Genomic DNA, 4,680 nt, shown 5'->3' with positions numbered 1-4,680 from the left:
CNACGCAGACTCCCGCCCCGAAGTCCGTGGCTCCGGGCGACCGCATCGACATCCTGCAGCGCTCCCTGGGCGGCGGCCGGTTCGAGTCGCTGCAGTGCACCATGGGCTTCGCCGTGACCGCCCCGAACGGCGAGCGCCTCGGCGTGACCGCCGGGCACTGCGGCGCTCCGCAGCAGCCCGTGGGCGTCAAGAAGTGGATCGTCGGCGAGGTCGTGCAGTCGAAGTCCCCCGAGGTCAAAGAGGACCCGAAGCGTCCGGGGCACTACTCCCCCGTCGATCCGTTCGGGCCCGACTGGGCGACGTTCCGGCTGACCGACCCGCAGGTGAAGCTCCTCGCCTCGGCACCGGGCATGGCGCCGCGGTCCGTGGGGACGGCGCGTGTCGGAGATCCGGTGTGCCAGCTGGGTTCGGTGAACGGGCGCCGCTGCGGCACGGTGACCAAGGTCGTGAACGACTGGGTCGTCGCCGACATCGTGACCACCCAGGGCGACAGCGGAGGCCCCCTCATCCGCACCTCGGACAACGCCGCATTGGGCATCATCACGGACGCGGTGACCCTCACCGACCGCGACTCCGGACGCGTCACGCAGCAGCTCACGCAGTACTACTCGCTGAACGCCGCGCTCCGCGCCGCGGGCGGCGCGCGCCTCGCGACCAACTGATCGCGGCCCGGCGGCGGGTCGGATTCACTACACTGCCGCCATGACCGTCGTGGACGACCTCAAGTCACGCTTCCTCCAGCTCGGGCGGCACCGAGCGGTATCGCGGATGGTGCGCGCCACGGTGCCGCTCGACAAGGCCGTGACCCGCATCAGCCGCGGCTCGGTGCATCTCATCCCTGAGTCCCTGCTTCCCCAGCTCACGCTGACCACGGTCGGCCGGCGCAGCGGGGTCGCCCGCGCCGTGCCGCTGCTGTACGTGCGCGACGGCGCGGACTTCGTGGTGATCGCCTCCAACTTCGGCCAGAAGCACCACCCGGCGTGGTCGTACAACCTCGAGGCGACGCCGGACGCCGAGGTGCTGCTCGGCACGCGGCGCATCCCCGTGCGGGCGCGACGGGTCTCCGAGGCCGACCGGAAGCGCCTGTGGCCCAGCATCGTCGCCGTCTGGCCGGCCTACGACGACTACATCGAGTGGGCCGGCGGCCGCACCATCAAGCTGTTCCGGCTCACGCCTCGCTGACGAGGAAGCCAGCCACGATCTCGGGCTGGACGGTGCGCGCCACCCCCGCCGCGCGCTCGGGCGTGAGGTCGACCGCGCCGAACGCTCCCGCCGCCGTCGCGACGGTCAGCGTCGTGACCCGAGCGCGCCGCTGGAAGAAGGTCTCCCGCGTGACGAAGCCGGTCACCCCGTCGAACTCGAGGGCGGTGCGGGTGCGTGCCAGGGTGCCCGCGCCCAGGACCGCGGCGTCGCCGGTGATGACGGTGCCGAGGTTCGCGTACCGCAGTCGCGCGAGGGCTACGGACAGCCCCGCCACCAGGATCGCGCCGACGAGGGGCAGCGCTTTCCACATCCCGGGCGCGACGACACCGAGCGCCAGCAGCACGACCACCGGCACTACGGCGCCCAGCACCGCGCGGGTGTAGCGGCGGCGCAGCGCGACCGGGCCGTGCGGGGTCAGCGGCGTCTCCACGACGCCGGGCCGGCCGAGGATCTCGTCGGCCACCTGGACGGCCTCGGCCCGCGGCGCGGGCGGCAGCAGGGTGGGATTGCGATCGGTGCCCGTGGCGATCGCGCGGAGCTTCGCGCCGCCGGGCAGCCGCATGAGGACGGGCTCGTGCAGTTGCACGCCACGCACGCGCTTGCGTTCGATGGTGGCCGCCACCGTCGAGATGAGGCCTCGGGTGGTGTGCAGCGCACCGTCGGCCCGCCGGACCAGGCGGAAGCCCCAGAACGCGAGCACGTAGGCGAGTACCGACACGAGCACCGACAGCACGACGACCAGCACGATCGCGCCCGGGATCACCACGGCCGCACCGAGGTCGAGGAGCTTCGCCAGCCAGGATTCGGCGAGCTCGGAACCGCGTTCGCGCAGCCCCGCCTCGTCGACGATGCGGAAGCCGATGCCGGCGCCCGCCGCGACCACGGCGAAACCGGTGAGCGAGAACGGGGCGAACCGGATCCACTCCGGCCGCAGCCGGGCGAGTTCCTCCTCCGGCGCCGCGAGCACGGAGGGCTCCCCGGCGGCCGTCGCGCCCTCGCCGAGGGGCTCCGGGGTCGACGGTGCCGCGGTGCGGCGCAGCAGGTCCCGCCCGAGATGCTCCGCGACGTCGGCAGGGATCGGGTCGAGGACCAGTGCGGACTCCTTACCCCCGACGCCGGTGCCGACCTCCACCTTGCGCAGTTTGAGGGCGCGCTCGATGGGCCCGGCCGTCACGTCGACGCTGCGGATCCGGTCACGTCGGGCGGTGGCGGAGACCTTCCGCACCAGGCCGTGCCGCAGCTCCAGCTGATCCTCGGTGACCCGCCAGCGGGTGGTGAGCCACGGCAACAGACCCACCAGCACGCTGATCGCGACGCCGGCGATCACGAAGAACACGGGCCCCGCCGCACGGCCGAGGAAGAAGACGCCGATGAGGGCGGGGATGAGCGACGGGACCGCCTTGATGACGCGGGTGCCGATGCCCCACGGCGAGAGACGGTTCCAGCCGTCGTCGGCGACCGGCGCCGCGACGTCGTCAGGTCGCGTCATCGGTGTCCTCCGCGGCGCTGACGGTCAGGCCGGCGGCGATCGCCTGCGCGGTCTCGGTGGGCAGGCCCGAGATCCGTACGGTGCCCGCGGACGAGGCGGTGGTGACGGTGACCGTCGACAGCCCGAAGGAGCGCTCGAGCGGCCCCGCGACCGTGTCGATCACCTGTACGCGCGAGATCGGGATCAGGACGCGGGTCCGGGTGAGCCAGCCCGCCTGCGAGTACACCGCCACCTGGTTGATCTCCCACCGGTGGAACGCGTACCGGAAGCGCGGCATCACGATCAGGTGCGCCGCGGCGGCCGCAGCCAGCACCAGGAAGGCCGCGACGGCCGCGTACCAGGGCACGTCCGGGATCACCGCGAGCGCCACTGTGACCAGGGGGATCACGATCACCCAGCGGATCGCGGCACGCACCGTCCACCAGGTCTTCGCGCGGGGTGAGACCTGGTGGGCCGGCGGCCTGAGCACCTCGGCGGCGCCCGCGGGGGCGGGGGTTCCGGGAACGGTCATGCGCCCAGCTAAGCACGAGGTTCCGCTCCCCTGCCACCGCGCCCGGCTAGGGTGGCGCCGAGGAGGCATCATGACCACACACCCCGATGAGCTCGCGGGCCTGAGCGGCCTGTTCACCGACCAGGAGCGCGCCATCGCCGATTCCGTGCGCGCGCTGACCGCCCGCGAGGTGGAGCCGTACGTGGCCGACTGGTTCGAGCGCGGCGAACTCGACGACCCGCGCGGCCTGATGCGGAAGCTGGGCGCGCTCGGCCTACTCGGCATGCACCTCGACGGATACGGTTGCGCCGGAACGACCGCCACCGAGTACGGCGTGGCCTGCCTCGAACTGGAGGCGTGCGACTCGGGCCTGCGATCGATGGTGTCCGTCCAGGGCTCGCTCGCGATGTACGCGATCTGGAAGTGGGCGAGCGAGGAGGAGAAGCAGCGCTGGCTACCCGGCATGGCCGCCGGCGATCTCATCGGCTGCTTCGGCCTGACCGAGCCCGATCACGGCTCCGACCCCGCCAACATGCGCACCCGGGCGCGCCGCGACGGCGGGGACTGGATCCTCGACGGCCGGAAGATGTGGATCACCAACGGCTCCCTGGCCGACGTCGCCGTGATCTGGGCGCAGACCGACGAGGGCGTCCGCGGCTTCGCCGTCCCCACGGACACCGCCGGCTTCGCCGCGAACACCATCGAGCACAAGATGTCGCTGCGCGCCTCCGTTACCGCCGAGCTCGTACTCGACGGTGTGCGGGTGCCCGACTCGGCCGCCTTCCCCGAGGTCCGGGGGCTGCGCGGCCCGCTCTCCTGCCTCAGCGAGGCGCGGTACGGCATCGTCTGGGGCGCAATGGGCGCCGCGCGGACGGCGCTCGAGTGCGCACAACGCTACGCCGTGGAGCGGGAGCAGTTCGGCCGCCCGATCGGCGGCTTCCAGCTGACCCAGCAGAAGTTGGCCGACATGACCCTGGAGTACACGAAGGGCGTGCTGCTCGCCGTGCACCTGGGGCGCCTCAAGGACGCCGGCGCGCTGCGACCCGAGCAGGTCTCGATCGGCAAGCTCAACAACGTGCGCGAGGCGATCGACATCTGCCGCACCGCCCGCACCATCCTGGGCGCGAACGGCATCTCGCTGGAGTACCCCGTGATCCGGCACGCCAACAACCTGGAGAGCGTGCTGACCTACGAGGGCACCGTGGAGATGCACACCCTGATCCTGGGGCAGAAGCTCACCGGGCAGAGCGCCTTCCAGTGACGGCTCGTTAGCTCAGAAACCACCCCTGAACAGCCGATTTCACGTTTCGCGGGTGTCCTTGCTAATGTATTCCAGCACGCAGCGAGCGAGCACGCGCCATTAGCTCAATTGGCAGAGCAGCTGACTCTTAATCAGCGGGTTCGGGGTTCGAGTCCCTGATGGCGCACAATAGATGCAGGTAGAGGCCCCGGGGTGATTCACTCCGGGGCCTTTTCCGTCTCCGACCCACCCGAAACC

4 protein-coding genes and 1 tRNA gene are annotated in these 4,680 nt (G+C 71.7%); 3 read left to right on the top strand and 2 right to left on the bottom strand.

Annotation, left to right across the window (positions count from 1 at the left end; genetic code table 11):
- The first annotated feature begins 702 nt into the window (after window positions 1–702).
- Complete coding sequence (locus ACNAYW_RS24655) at window positions 703–1,182, top strand: nitroreductase family deazaflavin-dependent oxidoreductase (protein WP_415852230.1); 480 nt, start codon at window positions 703–705, stop codon at window positions 1,180–1,182.
- Here the strand turns inward: ACNAYW_RS24655 and ACNAYW_RS24650 are convergent.
- Window positions 1,169–2,692 carry a PH domain-containing protein gene (locus ACNAYW_RS24650; RefSeq protein ID WP_415852229.1) on the bottom strand — a complete coding sequence of 508 codons (1,524 nt, stop codon included), beginning with the start codon at window positions 2,690–2,692 and terminating at the stop codon, window positions 1,169–1,171. The two genes, ACNAYW_RS24655 and ACNAYW_RS24650, sit on opposite strands and share 14 nt — an antisense overlap.
- The gene (locus ACNAYW_RS24645; RefSeq protein WP_415852228.1) at window positions 2,679–3,203 is read right to left on the bottom strand and encodes a PH domain-containing protein; all 525 of its coding nucleotides are present in this window, start codon (window positions 3,201–3,203) and stop codon (window positions 2,679–2,681) included. Before ACNAYW_RS24645 ends, ACNAYW_RS24650 begins: the two co-directional genes overlap by 14 nt.
- A 70-nt stretch (window positions 3,204–3,273) precedes the next feature.
- On the opposite strand from ACNAYW_RS24645, the gene ACNAYW_RS24640 reads away from it, so the two are divergent.
- Window positions 3,274–4,443, top strand: a complete 1,170-nt coding sequence (locus ACNAYW_RS24640) for an acyl-CoA dehydrogenase family protein (RefSeq protein WP_415852227.1) — start codon at window positions 3,274–3,276, stop codon at window positions 4,441–4,443.
- Window positions 4,444–4,536: 93 nt separating this feature from the next.
- Window positions 4,537–4,609 (top strand) — tRNA-Lys (locus tag ACNAYW_RS24635).
- The last annotated feature ends 71 nt before the right edge of the window (window positions 4,610–4,680 follow it).

Origin of the sequence: Tsukamurella ocularis (genome assembly GCF_965138335.1) — a bacterium.
Classification (GTDB): domain Bacteria; phylum Actinomycetota; class Actinomycetes; order Mycobacteriales; family Mycobacteriaceae; genus Tsukamurella; species Tsukamurella ocularis_A.
Note: the sequence above shows the minus strand (reverse complement) of the source record. Positions and strands in the feature narration are given on the sequence as shown.

Excerpts from the sequence above, each read along its gene's own strand:
- ACNAYW_RS24655 (WP_415852230.1), top strand. The coding sequence starts at position 703 with ATGACCGTCGTGGACGACCTCAAGTCACGCTTCCTCCAGCTCGGGCGG.
- ACNAYW_RS24650 (WP_415852229.1), bottom strand. The coding sequence starts at position 2,692 with ATGACGCGACCTGACGACGTCGCGGCGCCGGTCGCCGACGACGGCTGG.
- ACNAYW_RS24645 (WP_415852228.1), bottom strand. The coding sequence starts at position 3,203 with ATGACCGTTCCCGGAACCCCCGCCCCCGCGGGCGCCGCCGAGGTGCTC.
- ACNAYW_RS24640 (WP_415852227.1), top strand. The coding sequence starts at position 3,274 with ATGACCACACACCCCGATGAGCTCGCGGGCCTGAGCGGCCTGTTCACC.